The organism is Pseudomonas nitroreducens, assembly GCF_014204515.1.
GTDB classification, from domain to species: Bacteria; Pseudomonadota; Gammaproteobacteria; order Pseudomonadales; family Pseudomonadaceae; genus Pseudomonas; species Pseudomonas nitritireducens_A.
Window position 1 is genome coordinate 41,537 of sequence record NZ_JACHLI010000032.1, and the last position, 15,363, is coordinate 56,899.

At 57.8% G+C, this 15,363-nt stretch carries 24 protein-coding genes; 18 read left to right on the forward strand and 6 right to left on the reverse strand.

Annotated elements, in window-relative coordinates:
• Positions 1 to 71: 71 nt before the first annotated feature.
• The 4 genes from HNP46_RS28360 to HNP46_RS28375 all read right to left on the reverse strand — a co-directional run bounded on the left by HNP46_RS28360 (position 72) and on the right by HNP46_RS28375 (position 4,064).
• Complete coding sequence (locus HNP46_RS28360) at positions 72 to 1,172, reverse strand: hypothetical protein (RefSeq protein WP_184595719.1); 1,101 nt, start codon at positions 1,170 to 1,172, stop codon at positions 72 to 74.
• Between the two features lie 135 nt (positions 1,173 to 1,307).
• Positions 1,308 to 2,132 (reverse strand): ammonia-dependent NAD(+) synthetase, encoded by an 825-nt coding sequence (nadE, locus tag HNP46_RS28365; protein WP_184595729.1) that lies wholly within the window; start codon positions 2,130 to 2,132, stop codon positions 1,308 to 1,310.
• 1 nt (position 2,133) lies between these two features.
• Positions 2,134 to 3,384: a nicotinate phosphoribosyltransferase gene (pncB, locus tag HNP46_RS28370; RefSeq protein ID WP_184595731.1), complete on the reverse strand. Its 1,251-nt coding sequence runs from the start codon at positions 3,382 to 3,384 to the stop codon at positions 2,134 to 2,136.
• A 17-nt stretch (positions 3,385 to 3,401) separates the two neighbouring features.
• A complete protein-coding gene (locus HNP46_RS28375) occupies positions 3,402 to 4,064 on the reverse strand; it encodes an isochorismatase family protein (RefSeq protein WP_184595733.1) in 663 nt (220 codons plus the stop codon).
• 160 nt (positions 4,065 to 4,224) lie between these two features.
• Between HNP46_RS28375 and HNP46_RS28380 the strand changes: the two genes are divergently transcribed.
• The 7 genes from HNP46_RS28380 (at position 4,225) to orn (ending at position 8,697) form a co-directional block, all read left to right on the forward strand.
• A complete protein-coding gene (locus HNP46_RS28380) occupies positions 4,225 to 4,785 on the forward strand; it encodes a cytidyltransferase (protein WP_184595735.1) in 561 nt (186 codons plus the stop codon).
• 15 nt (positions 4,786 to 4,800) lie between these two features.
• Positions 4,801 to 5,499, forward strand: a complete 699-nt coding sequence (locus HNP46_RS28385; protein WP_184595737.1) for an NUDIX hydrolase — start codon at positions 4,801 to 4,803, stop codon at positions 5,497 to 5,499.
• A 198-nt stretch (positions 5,500 to 5,697) separates the two neighbouring features.
• A complete protein-coding gene (locus tag HNP46_RS28390) occupies positions 5,698 to 6,210 on the forward strand; it encodes an NUDIX hydrolase (RefSeq protein ID WP_184595739.1) in 513 nt (170 codons plus the stop codon).
• A 33-nt stretch (positions 6,211 to 6,243) separates the two neighbouring features.
• Positions 6,244 to 6,708: a hypothetical protein gene (locus HNP46_RS28395; protein WP_184595741.1), complete on the forward strand. Its 465-nt coding sequence runs from the start codon at positions 6,244 to 6,246 to the stop codon at positions 6,706 to 6,708.
• Positions 6,701 to 7,033 (forward strand): hypothetical protein, encoded by a 333-nt coding sequence (locus HNP46_RS28400; RefSeq protein WP_184595743.1) that lies wholly within the window; start codon positions 6,701 to 6,703, stop codon positions 7,031 to 7,033. The genes HNP46_RS28395 and HNP46_RS28400 overlap by 8 nt, the downstream gene beginning before the upstream one ends.
• Before the next feature lie 110 nt (positions 7,034 to 7,143).
• Positions 7,144 to 7,608 carry a hypothetical protein gene (locus HNP46_RS28405; protein WP_184595745.1) on the forward strand — a complete coding sequence of 155 codons (465 nt, stop codon included), beginning with the start codon at positions 7,144 to 7,146 and terminating at the stop codon, positions 7,606 to 7,608.
• A 3-nt stretch (positions 7,609 to 7,611) separates the two neighbouring features.
• The gene (orn, locus tag HNP46_RS28410; protein WP_184595747.1) at positions 7,612 to 8,697 is read left to right on the forward strand and encodes an oligoribonuclease; all 1,086 of its coding nucleotides are present in this window, start codon (positions 7,612 to 7,614) and stop codon (positions 8,695 to 8,697) included.
• Here the strand turns inward: orn and HNP46_RS28415 are convergent.
• Positions 8,694 to 9,665, reverse strand: coding sequence for a hypothetical protein (locus HNP46_RS28415; RefSeq protein ID WP_184595749.1), 972 nt, complete (start codon positions 9,663 to 9,665; stop codon positions 8,694 to 8,696). The genes orn and HNP46_RS28415 overlap by 4 nt on opposite strands.
• Positions 9,662 to 9,964 carry a hypothetical protein gene (locus HNP46_RS28420; protein WP_184595751.1) on the reverse strand — a complete coding sequence of 101 codons (303 nt, stop codon included), beginning with the start codon at positions 9,962 to 9,964 and terminating at the stop codon, positions 9,662 to 9,664. The genes HNP46_RS28415 and HNP46_RS28420 overlap by 4 nt, the downstream gene beginning before the upstream one ends.
• 175 nt (positions 9,965 to 10,139) lie before the next feature.
• Between HNP46_RS28420 and HNP46_RS28425 the strand changes: the two genes are divergently transcribed.
• From HNP46_RS28425 to HNP46_RS28475, 11 genes are all read left to right on the forward strand, one after another.
• Entirely contained in the window at positions 10,140 to 10,751 is a 612-nt protein-coding gene (locus tag HNP46_RS28425; protein ID WP_184595753.1) for a hypothetical protein, read from the forward strand.
• A 50-nt stretch (positions 10,752 to 10,801) separates the two neighbouring features.
• Complete coding sequence (locus HNP46_RS28430) at positions 10,802 to 11,278, forward strand: hypothetical protein (RefSeq protein WP_184595755.1); 477 nt, start codon at positions 10,802 to 10,804, stop codon at positions 11,276 to 11,278.
• Positions 11,275 to 11,640 (forward strand): hypothetical protein, encoded by a 366-nt coding sequence (locus tag HNP46_RS35960; protein ID WP_260403291.1) that lies wholly within the window; start codon positions 11,275 to 11,277, stop codon positions 11,638 to 11,640. Before HNP46_RS28430 ends, HNP46_RS35960 begins: the two co-directional genes overlap by 4 nt.
• Before the next feature lie 279 nt (positions 11,641 to 11,919).
• Complete coding sequence (locus HNP46_RS28440; protein ID WP_184595757.1) at positions 11,920 to 12,174, forward strand: hypothetical protein; 255 nt, start codon at positions 11,920 to 11,922, stop codon at positions 12,172 to 12,174.
• 249 nt (positions 12,175 to 12,423) lie between these two features.
• The gene (locus HNP46_RS28445; RefSeq protein ID WP_184595760.1) at positions 12,424 to 12,666 is read left to right on the forward strand and encodes a hypothetical protein; all 243 of its coding nucleotides are present in this window, start codon (positions 12,424 to 12,426) and stop codon (positions 12,664 to 12,666) included.
• A 104-nt stretch (positions 12,667 to 12,770) separates the two neighbouring features.
• Positions 12,771 to 13,031 (forward strand): hypothetical protein, encoded by a 261-nt coding sequence (locus HNP46_RS28450; protein ID WP_184595763.1) that lies wholly within the window; start codon positions 12,771 to 12,773, stop codon positions 13,029 to 13,031.
• Positions 13,018 to 13,293: a PapB/FocB family fimbrial expression transcriptional regulator gene (locus tag HNP46_RS28455; protein ID WP_184595767.1), complete on the forward strand. Its 276-nt coding sequence runs from the start codon at positions 13,018 to 13,020 to the stop codon at positions 13,291 to 13,293. Before HNP46_RS28450 ends, HNP46_RS28455 begins: the two co-directional genes overlap by 14 nt.
• Positions 13,294 to 13,764: 471 nt before the next feature.
• Entirely contained in the window at positions 13,765 to 13,938 is a 174-nt protein-coding gene (locus HNP46_RS28460; RefSeq protein WP_184595769.1) for a hypothetical protein, read from the forward strand.
• Positions 13,939 to 14,075: 137 nt separating this feature from the next.
• Complete coding sequence (locus HNP46_RS28465; RefSeq protein ID WP_184595771.1) at positions 14,076 to 14,585, forward strand: hypothetical protein; 510 nt, start codon at positions 14,076 to 14,078, stop codon at positions 14,583 to 14,585.
• Positions 14,579 to 14,950, forward strand: a complete 372-nt coding sequence (locus tag HNP46_RS28470) for a hypothetical protein (RefSeq protein ID WP_184595774.1) — start codon at positions 14,579 to 14,581, stop codon at positions 14,948 to 14,950. Before HNP46_RS28465 ends, HNP46_RS28470 begins: the two co-directional genes overlap by 7 nt.
• 3 nt (positions 14,951 to 14,953) lie before the next feature.
• Entirely contained in the window at positions 14,954 to 15,352 is a 399-nt protein-coding gene (locus HNP46_RS28475; RefSeq protein WP_184595776.1) for a hypothetical protein, read from the forward strand.
• Positions 15,353 to 15,363 lie beyond the last annotated feature (11 nt).

Below are 15,363 nucleotides of genomic sequence, written 5' to 3' on the forward strand. Positions count from 1 at the left end.
TAAGGGCCGGCGAAAGCCGGCCCTTTTGATTTCAACCCGCTGAGAGTGCCGAACCTTTTAGTGCTTTTAATTCATTTTGTAACTGCACCAGCTTGTCCAGAACCTGAATTTCCATCTCCATTCTTCTTAGCACTTTTCACCTTCTTAACCCCATCCGAAACTGCATTGATTATGTCAGCGGTGCTATCTGACTTTGACGCCTCTTGTGTGACATCGAATCCGCAGGTAGAACGAGCCTTAAAGGTCGCTTTGCCAGGAAATTTATAAACATCCAAATAATAAGGATCTGCCACTACGAGCTGGACTGTCTTCGTCACGCCACCAACATCAACCTCGATCACTGCTGGACGACAAGATGAGGCATAGAAGTAGCTCGTATCCTTTCCTAAAACACCTGACTCAGAACTATTCAATTCTGTGTATGGAACTGTACCTGGAGCAGGATCATCGAGATACACTGTGTATTTCATGAGACCAACATCAACGTTAGTGCATGTGAAATAGGTGTCCCCTGATCTTTTAACGCACCGCTTATCATTTGGTTCTGACTGATTGCTGCCATCAGAAACTCGGTCGCCCAAGCTCCGCTTGAACCCTAAGTCAGTGATTTCAGATGACTCAATTCCTGTAGGCCTATGGAAAGTACTTCTAAGCAATGGAAGGGTGTCGATCCTAATCGGGTATGTAATGCCATCCTTTCCAACAGGAGGGGTAACATTCGCACCTTTCTGTCCATTATCAAATAGAGCTGCAAGTGCAATTGTCGCTGTAATGACATCAGCTCCAGCCTTTATATTTGATACTCGCTCATCAACCACTTCAACCCCTAACGAATCAATGAGATTGGTTCCATCTACCTTAGTCATTGTTAATGATGTATCTGAGAAGAGGGTTTTAACCCTGGATATCGTGTAAAGCGTACCAACATCCCCAGGGATCGTTTGAACCCCAAACGAGTCCGGCCCTTTGTCTTTGTCCGGCGCGGTGATAACTATGTCTGTTTTACGAAAACTGAACTTGAAAGCTCCAGGTTCAAGGACGGATTGGTCTTTGGCCTCGCTGCTGCCGGCATCTTCAAGCTTTTCGTACCGCACAGTTGGACTTGAACCACAGCCCTGCAGCAGAACCAAGCAGACCAGCGCCAGCCAAAACCCAATACCCGTGCACTTCATGTCCATTCTCCTTGTGCTCAAAAAGTGGCGATTTGACAGTAGCACCAAGAGTGGAAACTGCCATGATCCTGGCAGTAATCCTTCGCCATAAAAAAGGCCGGCATCATCGCCGGCCTTTTGACTGCAGTTGGTGCGTTAGGGAGCGTAGGGCAGCTCGCGTTTGTGCTGGGTCTTGGCGTACTGGGCCTCGATCAGCTCTGCGACACGGTCATCTACCGAATCGCCGAGAAGATAGTTCTCGATTTCCTCGTAGCCGCAGCCGAAGGCCAGCACGTCAGGTTTTCCGGGAACCAGGTCTTCCAGGTCAGCAGTGGGCGTCTTGTGCACCAGCTGGCCCGGCGCGCCCAGATAGCTTGCGATGTTTCGCACCTGCTCTTTGGTCAGCCCGCTGAGCGGAGCGATGTCGCAGGCCCCGTCCCCGAACTTCGTGAAGAACCCCATCACCGCTTCTGAAGCGTGATCTGTTCCGACAACCAGGCCGTTTGTGGCGTTGGCGATGTTGTACTGGGCAACCATGCGCATGCGGGCCTTAGTGTTCCCCAGGACGAAATCGCGTGCTTCCGGGGTAAGGCCTTCCAGCGCCAACGTTTCACCAGCAATGGCCTGCACCGCCGGCCCGATGTTAACGACCTGGACTTCGCTTGGCTTAATGAATCGCAGCGCGGCCTGGGCGTCTTCCTCGTCCAACTGGGTACGGTAGGGCAGGCGGACTGCAATGAACTTGTACCCGCCCTGGCCTTGGCCATTCAGCTCGTCGATAGCCTCCTGGCACAAACGGCCGGCGCACGTGGAGTCAACGCCGCCGCTGATACCCAGCACCAGGGTCTTACAACCGGAGACCAGCAGGCGATTCATGATCCAGGAAATTCGAAGGCAGATGGTCTGTTTCAGCTCTTCAGTGGTCTCGATACGCTTTACGCCCAGGGCGGCTGCGATCTCTTTTTGCTTGGAAGTGCTCATTTCAGGCAGCCTCGCTCTTGTTGGTGGCCTTGGTTGGCAGTTTCACGCCGAAGGTTTGCCCCAGATAGTTGAGGAACCCCTCGTCTTCACACATAGCCTTTTCCGGGTTATCGCTGATCTTCGCTACCGGCTGGCCGTCCATGCTGGTCATTTTCATCACCACGCTCAGCGGGGTAACGCCTTCGACATCGCAGGTCAGGTTTGTACCGATGCCGAAGCCCATGTTGATGCGGCCTTTCAGCGCGCGGATGATTCGCAGCGATTCCTTGAAGTCCAGGCCGTCTGAGAAGATCAGGGTCTTGGTCTTCGGATCGATGCGCAGCTTTTCGTAGTGGGCGATCATCTTCTCAGCCCAGGCCACAGGATCGCCGCTATCGTGGCGCAGGCCATCGAAGAGCTTGGCGAAGTACAGGTCGAAGTCGCGCAGGAAAGCGTCGCTGCTGATCGTGTCGGTCAGGGCAATGCCGAGCTCACCACGATACACACGGGCCCAGTTCTCGAGAGCGACCTTCTGGTGATCCTGCACCCGAGCTCCACCAGCCTGCTGGTGCCCCATGATCCATTGGTGGGCCATGGTGCCGATGCAGTTGAGGTTAAGCTCTCTGGCCAAGTGAACGTTGGAGGTGCCAGTGAGCACGCCGGGGAAGTCCTTGCGCAGGATGTCCACGACAGTGTGCTGCGCCTCGTAGCTGAGCCGGCGACGGGTACCGAAGTCCGAAAGCTTGAATTCAGCCAACTCGCTGGCATCTGCGTTTTGCTTCAGCCAGTCGATCTTGTTGTAGAGCCGTTCGTTGACCATGTCGAAGGTCACGTCCGGGTACTTGGCCTTGTTACGGATCTCACTGAGCATCGCCAGGATTGCTATCTCCCAGATCTGCACGAAGAACCAGCTCCCAGAGGCACGAATGTCGATCTGGCCGTTCGACTCGCTGATTTTCACCATCTTCGCCTGGGGCTGGAAGATGCTCAGGAAGTCTTTGTAGTCGGCCTTCAGGTAGCTACGGTTGTGGCTGAACAGGAAACGCAGCTCGTCTTCACGAAAACGCATCTGCCCGTACATATCGACCTGTTCACGCAGATCTTTGATCAGCGGTCGCAGATCTTCGCCTTTCGTGCGCACGGTGACGCGGAAGACAACCTGTGCGGAAGAGTGCAGCTTCTGGATCGCCTGGCCCATGGTGATCTGGTAAAAGTCCGTGTCGAGCAGGGACTTCATCACGCATTCGTCGGGTTTGAAGTAGATGCCGTTCATGCCGGTTTTCCTTGTGATCAAAGGGCGGAGAGGGCGACGGCTACGTCAGCGGCGCTCGCGACCAGTCGAATATTGGGGTAATTGCCGAGTTCACGAGTTGCATCGGCGGCCGAGTTGTCAGCGATGGCGCGGGTAGCGGCCATGTTCACGATCACGTTGAACTCGGCCTTGGCCAGTTGCACAGCGGTCGTTTTCACGCAGTAGTCGTAGGCCAGGCCGCCGACGATTACGTTCTTGATGCCTTGGGCCTTCAGGTACTCGATGACGCCAGTAGACAGTTTGTCAGCGAGATCGTGGAAGCAGGCGCCGTAGGGGTGGAGGCTAGGGCTTACGCCCTTGTAGACCACGAAGTCGTAGTCCAGCTCGGCGGGGAGGCCAGGGATGAACTCGTAACCCGGAGTTCCGGGGACGCAGTGGCTGACCCAGGTCAGATCGGCGTTCGGCAGGCCGGTCGGCTGCAGCATTTCAGCGTGGGTTTCAACGACCCAGGGAGCTGTCGGGGTGTGGGCATCCTTGCTGGCAACACGCAGGCGGGCCAGGGCAGCCATCGCGTTCAGTTCGCCGACAATTTCGTCGCCGCCGGGAACCGGCAGCTCACTCGGGGCCAGGGGAGTGAAGCCGACCTGCGGGTCAATATCGAAGGATGCAGTTGCATCGAAAATCCGGGTGGAGGTGTTCATTTTTGGTGTCTCTCCGGTGTTGATGATTTGATAGTACACACCGTGCTCTATCTTAACAAGCGTCGGCTTAAACTTTTTTCTCAATCTGCATCAAGTCGCTACCTATAAAGGCACAAACGCCCTCTCGACAGTTAGAGCACATCGTGCTCTAATATGGAGCATGAACAGTCAGATCAAAGTCGCCATCTACGGAGGCGCATTCAACCCGCCCCATGCCGGCCACGCCGACGCGATGCTGCAGGCCAGTGCTTTCGCGCATCGTATCCTGGTGGTGCCTTCGTGCCGGCACGCGTTCGGGAAGGTGCTCAACGACCTCGAGGAGCGGGCGACCCTGCTCAATCGCATCGTGAGCGAGATCAAGGGGCCGGCTCTGATTGAAGTCGATACCATCGAGCGTGAGCTCGCTACGCAACAGGCCGGGGCAATCTACAGCTACGACCTGCTCACCGCAATTGCGAACCGTGAAGGTTTGGAGACAAAACAGGTCGCTCTCGTGATCGGTGAGGACAACGTCCAGACTCTGAGTCGGTTCTACCGATCTGCCGATCTGATCCAGGACTTTTCCCTGGTCGTGATTCAGGAGCGCCTGGGCGTGCACAGTTCCAAGATCAAAGAGCTTCTGGCCCAGGGCCTCGACTTTCCAGCAGAGTGGGTGGCCCCAGGCCTCTGCCGCGCCGACTATGACATCTACAACCCATCAGCCATGCCTATCTGCGCCTGACCGGAGCCTGAATCGATGACCAATCAACACAGAGACTACCTTCACACCATCGACGTCGCCGTTCTGCGTTTGAACTTCGAGGTCAGCCAGGTGGAAGTGCTGGTGCACAAGCGCCTGAACGATCCTTTCGCCGGCAGCCTGGCGCTGCCCGGTCTCGTGGTCAGCGGTAGCACTGTTGATACCAGCCTGCCAGGCGCGGTGAAGCGCCTGATGGACTCCGACAAGGTCGGCATGGCTACGCGCTTCATCGAGCAGGTTGGGACTGTAGGTGACGCTTACCGCGACCCGCGCGCCTGGTCGTCCAGCACCTACTACTTGGCGTTCCCGGAAGAGCATGTTGAACTGTCCGATGACCAGATGTGGCTGAGCATGAATGGCATCCTTTCCGGTGCCTACAAGCTCCCCTTTGACCACAACACCTTGTGCGAGGACATCTTCAAGCGCCTCGAGTCCAAGGCGCGCTACTCGAGCATTCCGCTCTACATGATCGGCCGAGACTTTACCGTCGGCGAAGCGGTAGCTGCGTTCTCGATAGTCCTGAGCCGGCCGGTGCAGAAATCCAGCATGCGCAAACGCATCGTGAAGATGCTCGAAGATGGCTACCTGGTAGAAACCGGCGAGAAGCGCTCAGGCAGTTCCGGGCCCAAAAGCGAGGTCTACCGCCTGGTGAATGGCGCAGAGCCTTACATTTTCGACTCCAGCCTCGAGCGCTGATCCATGAAACAGCTAAATACCAACGAAGCAGTCCTGGCCCTGGCCCGAAACCTCACGCGGGCGATGGATGAGAGCCCGTCGCTGATTCATCCGGTTCCCCAGCGGCAAGATTCGCCGACTGGATGCTGAGTTCAAAGTCCTGGGGGTCATCGTCATGACCGCAACCAGGCGCAAATTGAGGCCAGAGGAGTGATGCAGATGCCGAAACAACGTGTGGAGTTCGGGTGCAAGTGGTTCGATGTGGTGGTGCAGGACGACAAGTACTTCATCGTCAAAGAGCCGAAGGAAATCAACGGCGCCGTGGTTGTCGGCGTGCGCCGCTTTGACGGGGTGTTGCACGTGGCCATGGTCGAACAGTACCGCCCGGCAATCGGCGAATCCTCTCTGGAGCTGCCGCGTGGCCGCATCGAAGATGGCCAAGACCCCGTCGACGCCGGCTTGCGTGAGCTGAACGAGGAGACCGGCTACACAGCCAAGCCGGAATCTGCGCAGATCATCGGCAAGCTGCACACCAACAACTCGCTTTTGGCCAGCGCGGTGATGATTGTGTTCGCCGAAATCAGCGACACGCCCCAGGGCGAGCTCGACGGCGAAGTGCAGGTGGTCTCATATTACAAGCCCGAGGAGCTGTTTGGCCTGCTGGGCACCAAGATCACCGACAGCCACACCATCGCCGGCCTGACGTTCGCCAGACAGCGCGGCCTGTTGTAAGGTCAGAGTGAGAGGGCAATGAGGCCGGAGCAGATGCAGAACACGAAACAGGTCGACGCGGTGAAGCTGGGCCAGGTGCAGGACATCGCCGAGATGACGAGGCAGATGTTCGTGTCGATTCTCAAAGACTCGGGCTACCAGCGCACGGCCGGCAGTTGTCTGCACGCCTCTTACTTGTGCTGGTCACTGATCAGCAAGTTCGCTGACCTGACGTGCCGGATAGTCGGCGGCGGGGGCGAGGGATTCGGCGGCATCATCGTGGATGGCAAAACCCACGGGCACTACTGGGTTGAAGTGATGATCGATGAGCAGTGCTACATCGTCGACATTACTGCCGATCAGTTTGGCCTGCCGGAGGTCATCGTCGCGCCAGCAGCAGAAGCGCCAGCCACATACCAGCCCGATGACCAACTGGCCGTTAACGCCCATGTGGCAGAGCTTGAGGCTTGGCTAAATCCGGTGGGCACCGTCGATTCAGAAGGAGTGAGTGATGACTGAGAAGGATGATTTTGGCACTTGCGCACCAGATGTGGCCCAGTTCTTCATCGAACACCTGGTTAAACAAGCAAGCTATGCGGCCATGCACACGGCCTGGTACAAGAACCTTTGGAGCGCCAGTAACTGGCAGGTGGTAAAGGTTTCCATCGACGAGATGAAGTTTCAGACCTGGCCGGTTCCAAATCAGGACGACTGTGAGGAGAGCGTTCTCACCGCCTTTGGCACTGTTACCGCCTACGGTGAGACCAAACGGTTCAGCTGGCCTTTGCGCAAAGGGCTTTTGGTCGAGCACGGCATTCTCAATCCCTTGGAGATTATGAACTAAGCTCCTTTAGCCGGAAATTCAATCGTGTTGCCGGTATCCCTCATCGAGTAACATGAAGGTATCTGCGGCCCTGTGCCGCTTCCAGTATTGAGAACCAGAGAGACTGCCCAATGGAAATGAGCGTGTACACCGAGGCCCAGCGCCTTGAGATCTATCGCCTTCGCTCTGTCGTTGGCACTCACCTGGGCGAGCCCGAGCGCGTGACCTGGGCCATCCAGGACAAAGAGCTGGTCGGCTACATCATCGACCTGCCGACCGAAGCCCAGGCTGACCAGTACCTGACTGACCGCGAAGCGGCCGAACCCGGCGTCGTTGAGAGGGAAGGGCTGCACAAGGTGCGCTGCTCCCATTGGGAGGACTACCTGGGCCTGCACGGCGAATGCGCGGCATCGCAACGCTTCCAGGAGTGGGCTTTTGCCCAAGACGCGCTCGCCGGCCGCACTCCCGCCGACTTCGCTGGCCAGGCAAGCCCGCACCAGCCGCTGCTGGTGGTGGTTGCGTCCAAAGTGATCCCAGGCTTCAGCTTCCCGCTTCCCTACGTGGAAGAGGCGCCACTGCTGATCGTGGGGGAGTGATCCATGAAGCTCTCGAACCAGTCGGCCGGTGAACTGCATGAACAGCGCACTCAGTGGGTTCGTAAGCTCGCTGAAGAACGCTGGGGTGAGCTGCGTAAGCGTGACGCTCAGATCGGCCAGATGATGGGCGAGATCCCTGAAAAGCACTGGATGATCCTGGGTAGCTCCGGCGGCTACTGCTTCGACGGGAAGGGCCCGCTGGGCGAGAAGTCCGTCAAGCAGTACTTCTCGGAGATGAAACCCAGCGTCGTCGAGCGCGAGGGGTATCGGGTCGTGGTGAATGACCTGTGGCCCGATTATCAGGCGCTGAGCGGTCACAACAGCGGCTCGTCGCGCTTCCTTGATTGGGCCCTGCGCTTGCCAGAGCTCGCTCAATCGCTCGCCAGAGCGCTGACTGAGATCCGTGAGGGGGAGTCGCTGCCTTTCCTCCTCGCGAACGAAATCCTCAGCGAGCCGGCACCGGCACCTGCTCGCCTTGCGCCAGCAGCAGATCGCCGTCTTGCATGGGTAGACCTGGAAACCAGCTCGTTCACTGAGCTGGACAAGAAAAAGGTTTACAGCGCTGACGTCTTAGAAATTGGCTTGGCCGTCACCGACTGCCAATTCAACCTGATCGCGTCGACCAGCATCGTGATCCATCACGACCCCCTGCAGGTCATGGCCAAGTGCGACGACGTCGTCCGGGAGATGCACGAGAAGAATGGTCTCTTCGCCGATATGGCAGTCGCGACCATGACCCTGGAAGAGGCCGAGCGCGCCGCCGTGGCGTTCCTTGAAAAGCACGGCGTCACCCAGAAAGGCTCGCCGATGTGCGGCAATGGCGTCACCTTCGACCGGATCTTCACTGAAGCCCGCATGCCGTTCCTGAACAACTTCCTCCACTACCGAAATCTTGATGTGTCTGCGGTGAAGGAATTCATGAAGACGGTAGACCCGCGCGTTGAGCTGCAGAAGCGCGCCACTCACCGGGCCAAGGACGATATTCTGGAGTCTATTCAGGAGGCGAAGAAGCTAAGGGCTCTGCTGGCCCCAGGCATCGAAGCAATCCTGGGTCAGCAGAAGAGTGCAGAGCTGGAGCTGGGCCGTTAAAGGCCCAGTACTGCATCCTTGTCGTACTTGTTGGTGGTCGATTCCTGCATCAGCTGACGCATGGTCTCAGCGTCGTAAGTACCCATCCTCGGGTTATCCAACTTCCCGTCCAGGATCAGCCTGGTCATAGCATCTGGATGCGTACTGGGCTGGTTATCCAGCTTCCCGTCGAGAATGAGCTGGGTCATTGCGTCAGGGTGCTGAGTGCCATCCACCTGTGGCGCGTCATCAGCCATTTCAGCATCGGTTGCCAGAGCCTGCGCAGCTGCTTCAGCGTTCTTGGCGTAGTCCGGGTTCGACTGGTTGTCGTACCGGTCGTTGTAGTACTTGTAGAACGGCTCGGTCTCACCACCACGCTGAGCGATACCTTCTTCGGTGGCGTAGCGAGTGACCAGTTCCTCTGGCATTTCATTACCGTCAAAGGCTGCGTCGACCAGAGCCATCATACGTTTCTGGTCGGCGTCACGTACTTCCTGAGGCTGTGCGGAGCGCGCATCACGCTCGGCTTGACGGATCTTGGCGATCTCGGTGAGCTTGATGGCTTCTAGGCGGGCGCTGACTTCGGCCAGCTTGGCCTTCGTCTGGATCTCTTCGCGCTGGGTCACGTACTCATAGGTGTCCTTGATCTCGCTGCCGGCTACGAGTGTCATTGCTACCGGGCCGGCGGCCGAGGAGAACAGGACATTTCCAACGCTACCCATCGCCTGGCGCAGCGGCGAGACGTCGGCAGGAGAGGGCTCCTGGTCGCTGATGCCGGCGGTCACCTCGATCCCGTTCTTGAACCCCGTCCAGAATCCAGGCTCGTCGGCCATCGCTTTGCCCGGAGTGGCCACCGACATGACCGTGGCCAGGGTCAGCGCCAGCGTAACACCCAGTTTCTTGGCGGAGGGCCCGCTCTCGAAAACAGCCGCTTTGGTGGCTCCCAGCTTCTCCAGAAGCTTGGATTTGAACGTCGGCTCTTTGCTCATCGTGGTGCTCCAGAGTAAACGACCTGCAGCATGACTTCTTCCTGGGTGTCCGGATCGAACACCACCAGGGGCAGATCGAGGTGAATGGCTTCAACGCAGCGCTGGTCTATGCCGGCCAGGCGCAGGGATTTGAATTTGCTCACAATGAGGAGGTCACCGCCGACGAGCTGGGCCGATTCGGGCGTCGCCGGCATGGCGCCGACGGGCTCTACGGAATCAGCGGAAACGGCGAGGCAGACAGGCTTCTGGTGGTCATTGAAGCAGACGGAGAGGGCATAACTGGTGGCACGAGCTTCCATGGCGCATTTCCATCAATGGGTTTCATCCATGCTACCCAAGGAGCGGCCACCCCGTAAATGAAGTGCCCAGAGTAGGGTCACCAGGCGTGCCAAGCAGCTCTTTATACGATAAATTGCAGAACCCGCCTGGTGCTCCGCTCCGGGTGCTTTCGCTTATCAACCCCTCAGGTGCCCGATGTCACAAGAAGATACGAACAATCCGTCCGCCATCGTCGTTGAACGCCCCTACAGGCTGACCTCCCGCTACTCGCTCACGTCGCTGGCCATCTACATGGTCATCTTCGTGGCGGTTGCCTGCCTGGGCTTTGGCCTTCGTAAAGTCGACCCTGACTATTTCTTCATGGAAGAGAACCCGACCTACACCGCAGCGCTCTTCAAGGTCATGGAAACGAAAGAGCTGGATGGTTATTCGCGCATCAGCGTTAAGCAGAGTCTCTTCAAGAGTGAGTACGGCGCGACGATGGAGTCTGCTGATGGTTCGTTCTATGCGGCACTGGCCAGCGATTCGGCCTATGAGCGGGCCGGACTGGAGAAATATTGCCGCCGGGGATGCCCCGAATTCGTTCTGCGTAAAAATGCCGACGACAAATGGGTTGTCCTGACGCCATCGGCTGTTTTGTCTTACCCTTATAACCCCCTGAATGTGTTGGCCATCGCCCAAAAGGTCAGGGAAGCCATTCTGGTGCCGCTCAGCTGGAAGATCGATCAGAGCCAGGCCGACGTCGAAAAGAGAAAGGCTGAGATGGGCATCCCGGTCAAGAAAGGCGAGTTCACGCCCAAGCCGTGAGGTGAGAGGGCGCCTGTCGCCCTCTATCGTTACCTGACTAGAGGTGTTTCATGAGTAAAGACATGCTGGAACGTGGCCTTGGTGGCATAGCCGCGCTATTCGTTGCTGTTGCCTTGTACTTCCTGTTCGGGCTGCACTACGTCGACTTCATTGTCTACAGCGAGAACCCCCGCATCAGTGCCGACGTGCGCAAGCTGATCAAGCCAGGGGAGCTGGATGGACACTACCGATTCGCGGTAGGTGACTTCAACGTATCCGGGCAGATCTTTGAAAGTGAGTGGGGGATGGACGTCTGGGGAGGCGAAGTTCAGCCGTTCCTCCCACTGAGTCGTGGAAACGGCAGCCCCAACTACAAGGATTATGTCGTGCGAACCGGTTTCTTGAGCGATGAGATCGTAGTGCTGACGAACCGGGACGTTTACAACTCCCCCTACAGCAGCACCGTCGCAGCACAGATGGTTGGCAACATCCGTGAGGCTATCGCACTGGCGGCGTCCTGGAAGGTCACGCCTGAGGCTAAGCCATGACGGATGTGATCGATGGCGACATCGTCTACAAGCCTTACCTGTTGCGTCACAACAGCTTCCAGCGCTCCTGGTTCATCTTCGAGCTGGACTCTGAGCGCTGTAGAGGCGTAGAGAGCTCCAGGAAGAAGATCGAGCCCCGGCTGGCCAGGATCATCGTCGAGGACGAACAAGATCTCCTGGCGCCAGCCTACCAGGACAAGATGCAGGCCAAGGGTGAGCAGTACAGCTACATGGACGCCTTGGATGCTGTGATCCATGAGGCCACCCACAACGCCAGGCACTTCCTTGACGTGCTGCTGCCCGAGCTTCGCGCGATTGACCAGGCTTCCGGCCGCTTAAGTCTGGAAATCAGCTTCGACTGAGCAGAGAGGGGCCTAACGCCCCTTTTTGATACCAACCGCTGTTGCCTTCTCGCATGCCGTGCTCTCTGCCGGCGCGCCTTACGCTTCCCCACTCTGGGGCTCCCAGAATCTTGACCGCTTGCTCTTGGCACGTCACTCCCGACGAAATTTGATGTTTCTCTCAATCCTCCTCTCAGATTGAGAAGGCTTTGTTGAGAAGACCAACGTAGGAGAGAGAAGGCGCTGACAAGAGGGCTCTTTTACCAAATAATTGCAGCCCCGCGTTTAGGAAGTTGTTGCATGTACCGCACCTCTCGCGACCGCAAGGTCGACAGCATTCTGTCTCAGCTAGAAAAGAGCGGCTTCACCATCCAGGCTGGCAAGCAGCGCATCCTCGCGCTCCTCACCAATGGCGGCACCGCCTTCGTGAAGGCCGGAATCGTCGACTGCTGCCTTCGCATGGTCGGTGATCACCTGGACATCGATCTCAGCCCAATGCCCCCACGAGCTGGCCAGCCCCACGGGTATCTGGTGAGGGCGACGGTTGGGGGGTGAGTTTGCTCGGGATATTGCTTACAGTATGTAAGGGCTTTGCATTCAAACGAGTGCCTGCTCACTGCCGGCGGCGGGTCTCCTGTTCGCCAGCGTACTGAAGTAGGGGCGAATTCTTCGCCGAGTAACGATCATCAAGTGAGGTGGGGGATGGGGTTCCGGTCTGTCTGTCTTGTCGCGTGCGCTGCTGTGATGGCAATGCTGGTTGGGTGCGAAGATCCGCACAAGCCTACAAAGGCCGTAATCACGAAGGTGGATACCTGGGCGCAGGATGAGGCCAACAAGGCCGGCCTGCAGGTGGGGAAGTTCGTTGACGTGAAGAAGCCGGAGTACTTCAGCTACTGCGTGCCGGTGAACGGTGACCTCATCCTTTTCAAGCCCGACGATGGCACGGGTGATGGCCATGGCACCGCGCGTCGCCTGGAGCGCCATAGCCCGGTATGCCAAAGGACTGACTCTTCCTACAAGGAAGGCATCTACGTCCACAACAAGTGACAGTGTGGCCCGGTCTCTCCGGGTCATATCAAATTGTCACGACAGACTGGATATCCTCCGGGAACTGGATAAAATAACCCTTCCAGTAGAGCAAGGAGCTGGACATGGAATTTCTTGAGTTCGTCGCCGAAGTAGCCAGCCGCCCCGAGTTTGTTGCCGAGTTCAATCGGCTGACCAACAGCAACGTGACGTTCACTGACGACCGCACGCCGCTCGAGCGCGCCATCGACAAGGTTACCGGCCGCCAGGCGGAAATGGACGCGAACGAGCAGGAAGATGTCGTCAACTTCGTGTCTTTTTGCCTCTTCGACCTCTGGCCGCAAGTACCGCAGGAGCTGAAATCTCCAGCCTATGCGATCCACTAGCGCCAAGGATCTTCCGAGGATCGAGGCGGGTTCTCTCGTCGCAGAACACTTCGAGCTGCTCTTGGCCGGCACCAGGGCCGACAGCCAGCGCGTGGTCGATTCGCTGCGCGCGCACCTGGTCGATGGCCAGGACGCCAAAGTTGCTCAAGCCAAGCATGGCGTGTCTGCCTCTGAGTTTTCCCGTCTATACAAGTCGCTACGCGTCCAGCACGTCCGCGCCATGAGCCTCGCGCCGTTCTACAGCCTCGCCCAGCAGGCTTGATCCGTGGAGCAGAGGACTGATCGTCTGGCTCGTGATCTTCGTCTGTGCCCTTGGTGCCAAAAACCGCCCGTCCTCAACCAGGATTTGGATCTGACCTGGAGTGTCGCCTGCAGGAATACCCTGTGCCCAGTGATGCCGATCTCCAAGTCATTCGAGACGGCCTTCGCTGCAATCCGGGCCTGGAACGGCGTCATGCCGGCGCCGTTGCGCGTAGTCCAGTCTTGACTGTCACATCTCATTGCGGATTGGTATCCTATTGGTGCCGGCTGATGCCGGTGCGCCCCATGCGTGCTTACCTTGCCGGACGTCGGCCGGGGATGCACCTTGCGAGTGGGTGTCCTGGTTCGCCACCAGGCCACCCTGGCGGTTCGGTGCTAGATGCTGATACTTCGCATGGCCCGGCCGTCATTAGGCATGCATGCGATCTTGTCGCGGCGGCGCGGCCACCTCATTCTCTTCAGGAAGGTTTCGATGACAGACTCGCAAGACCACCAGAAGAAGTTCAACACGCTAGTAGCCTCGGTGACGCAGAAACGTGAGCACATCACGGAAGAGCAGGAACAAGCCTTCGCTGAATTAGTGAAGCAGGCCCAAGAGCTGGACATGGGCTACGGCGACTCCTTTAGGCCGAAATTGCTTTCATAGATATACAGCAAAGTGTATATTTGGCCATCACACCGCTAAAGGATGGCCATGATGGCTAAGCGTCCCTTCAGCTCGTATCTTCATTACCTTGGCTTCGTCTTCCTGCGCCCCAGCCCTGATTGCCAAGGTGTAGGCTCATGAGCCAGCTGTATTCTCTCCTCTATCCCTATTCCTGTGGCGACTGTAAAGGGCGCCTCACCTCGCTTGCCCATGCCGTCGCCTGCTGTGGCGCGCCTTACGTGCTGGTTGCGAATCCCGATCTGTTCTGTAACGAGCTGACGGATGACTCCCCCGAGCACTTCATTGTCGCCAAGGACGCCTACGTTCCGGGCTGGCAGCTGGTAAGCAAGCAGCGAGTTGTCGGCACTGCAGTCCTGGTTCATCCGATGAGTCACTTCCAGTCGCAGATCATGGAAGCCATGGCCATGTCCGGCGTCATGACGCCTGCTCAAGGCATTGGCCTCAAGAGATTCAATGTCCTCTGGCACCGAAAGGGCGAGAGCTTCGACATCGAGGTCGACAGTCTCCAGACCTTCAAGCTGAAAGCCGTGGACGTTGATCACGCCCGCAAGCTCTTCCAATCCGAAAGTGCTGATGTAACCATCTGGTCAATTGATCAGCCCGAGCAAGGAGCTCAGACATGCTGAAAGAGTGGGTAGAAGAAGTCGCTGACCTGCAGCTCGCCAGCGGTGAGACCGTCGGCGACACCTTCGTCGGCGCCAAAGTCCTGGAGTGCGCGCTCAAGCACATCGAGGAAAGCGAGATCCCGAGCCTGGTGCCCTGTAACGAGCTCATTTTCCGGCGGCAGGACATGGGGCCTGGCCGCCTCGAGATGATTCGCCAGGAAGATGGCGACATCTGCATGAGCATCGTCGGCGCCGACGGTCACAGCAGCAACGTCGAGTTCTGCACCTACAGCGGCGGGGGCAAGTCACCCCGTGTACTCAAGGCCCTCAACGCTCTGATGGTGGCCATTGCCGCCGACAACAAAGACCGCCCGCTTCCCGAGTAACGCATGAGCCCTGTTAAATTAGCGGTTCTCCTGCAGCTCATGGAGATGCCAAAGGGTGAGCTTTGCCAGGACGCTCTGGATGTCCACCAGGGCCAGATGATCATCGCCGGCCCGCTCCTAGGCGTAAGCACCTTCATTCCGATGTTCGCCGGGTACATCCTGCAGGTCAGGCTGACGATGGAAGAGGGTGGCCACCACCATTTTCTTCTACGCCAGATCGACGGGAGCATTACCTCCGTGCCGGCCAGCGGCTTCTGCCGCATGACTCCCGAACAGGAGGCCCTGGCGCGCGAGTCCTTTGTTTGCGTACCCGAAGACGAGGACACCGCCCACGGCTACAAGGCCATTGGTGACAAAGACTTCATTCCAGGTTTCCTGGTGCGGCCGCCGGCCTGCGCCTGATTTTTCTGCCG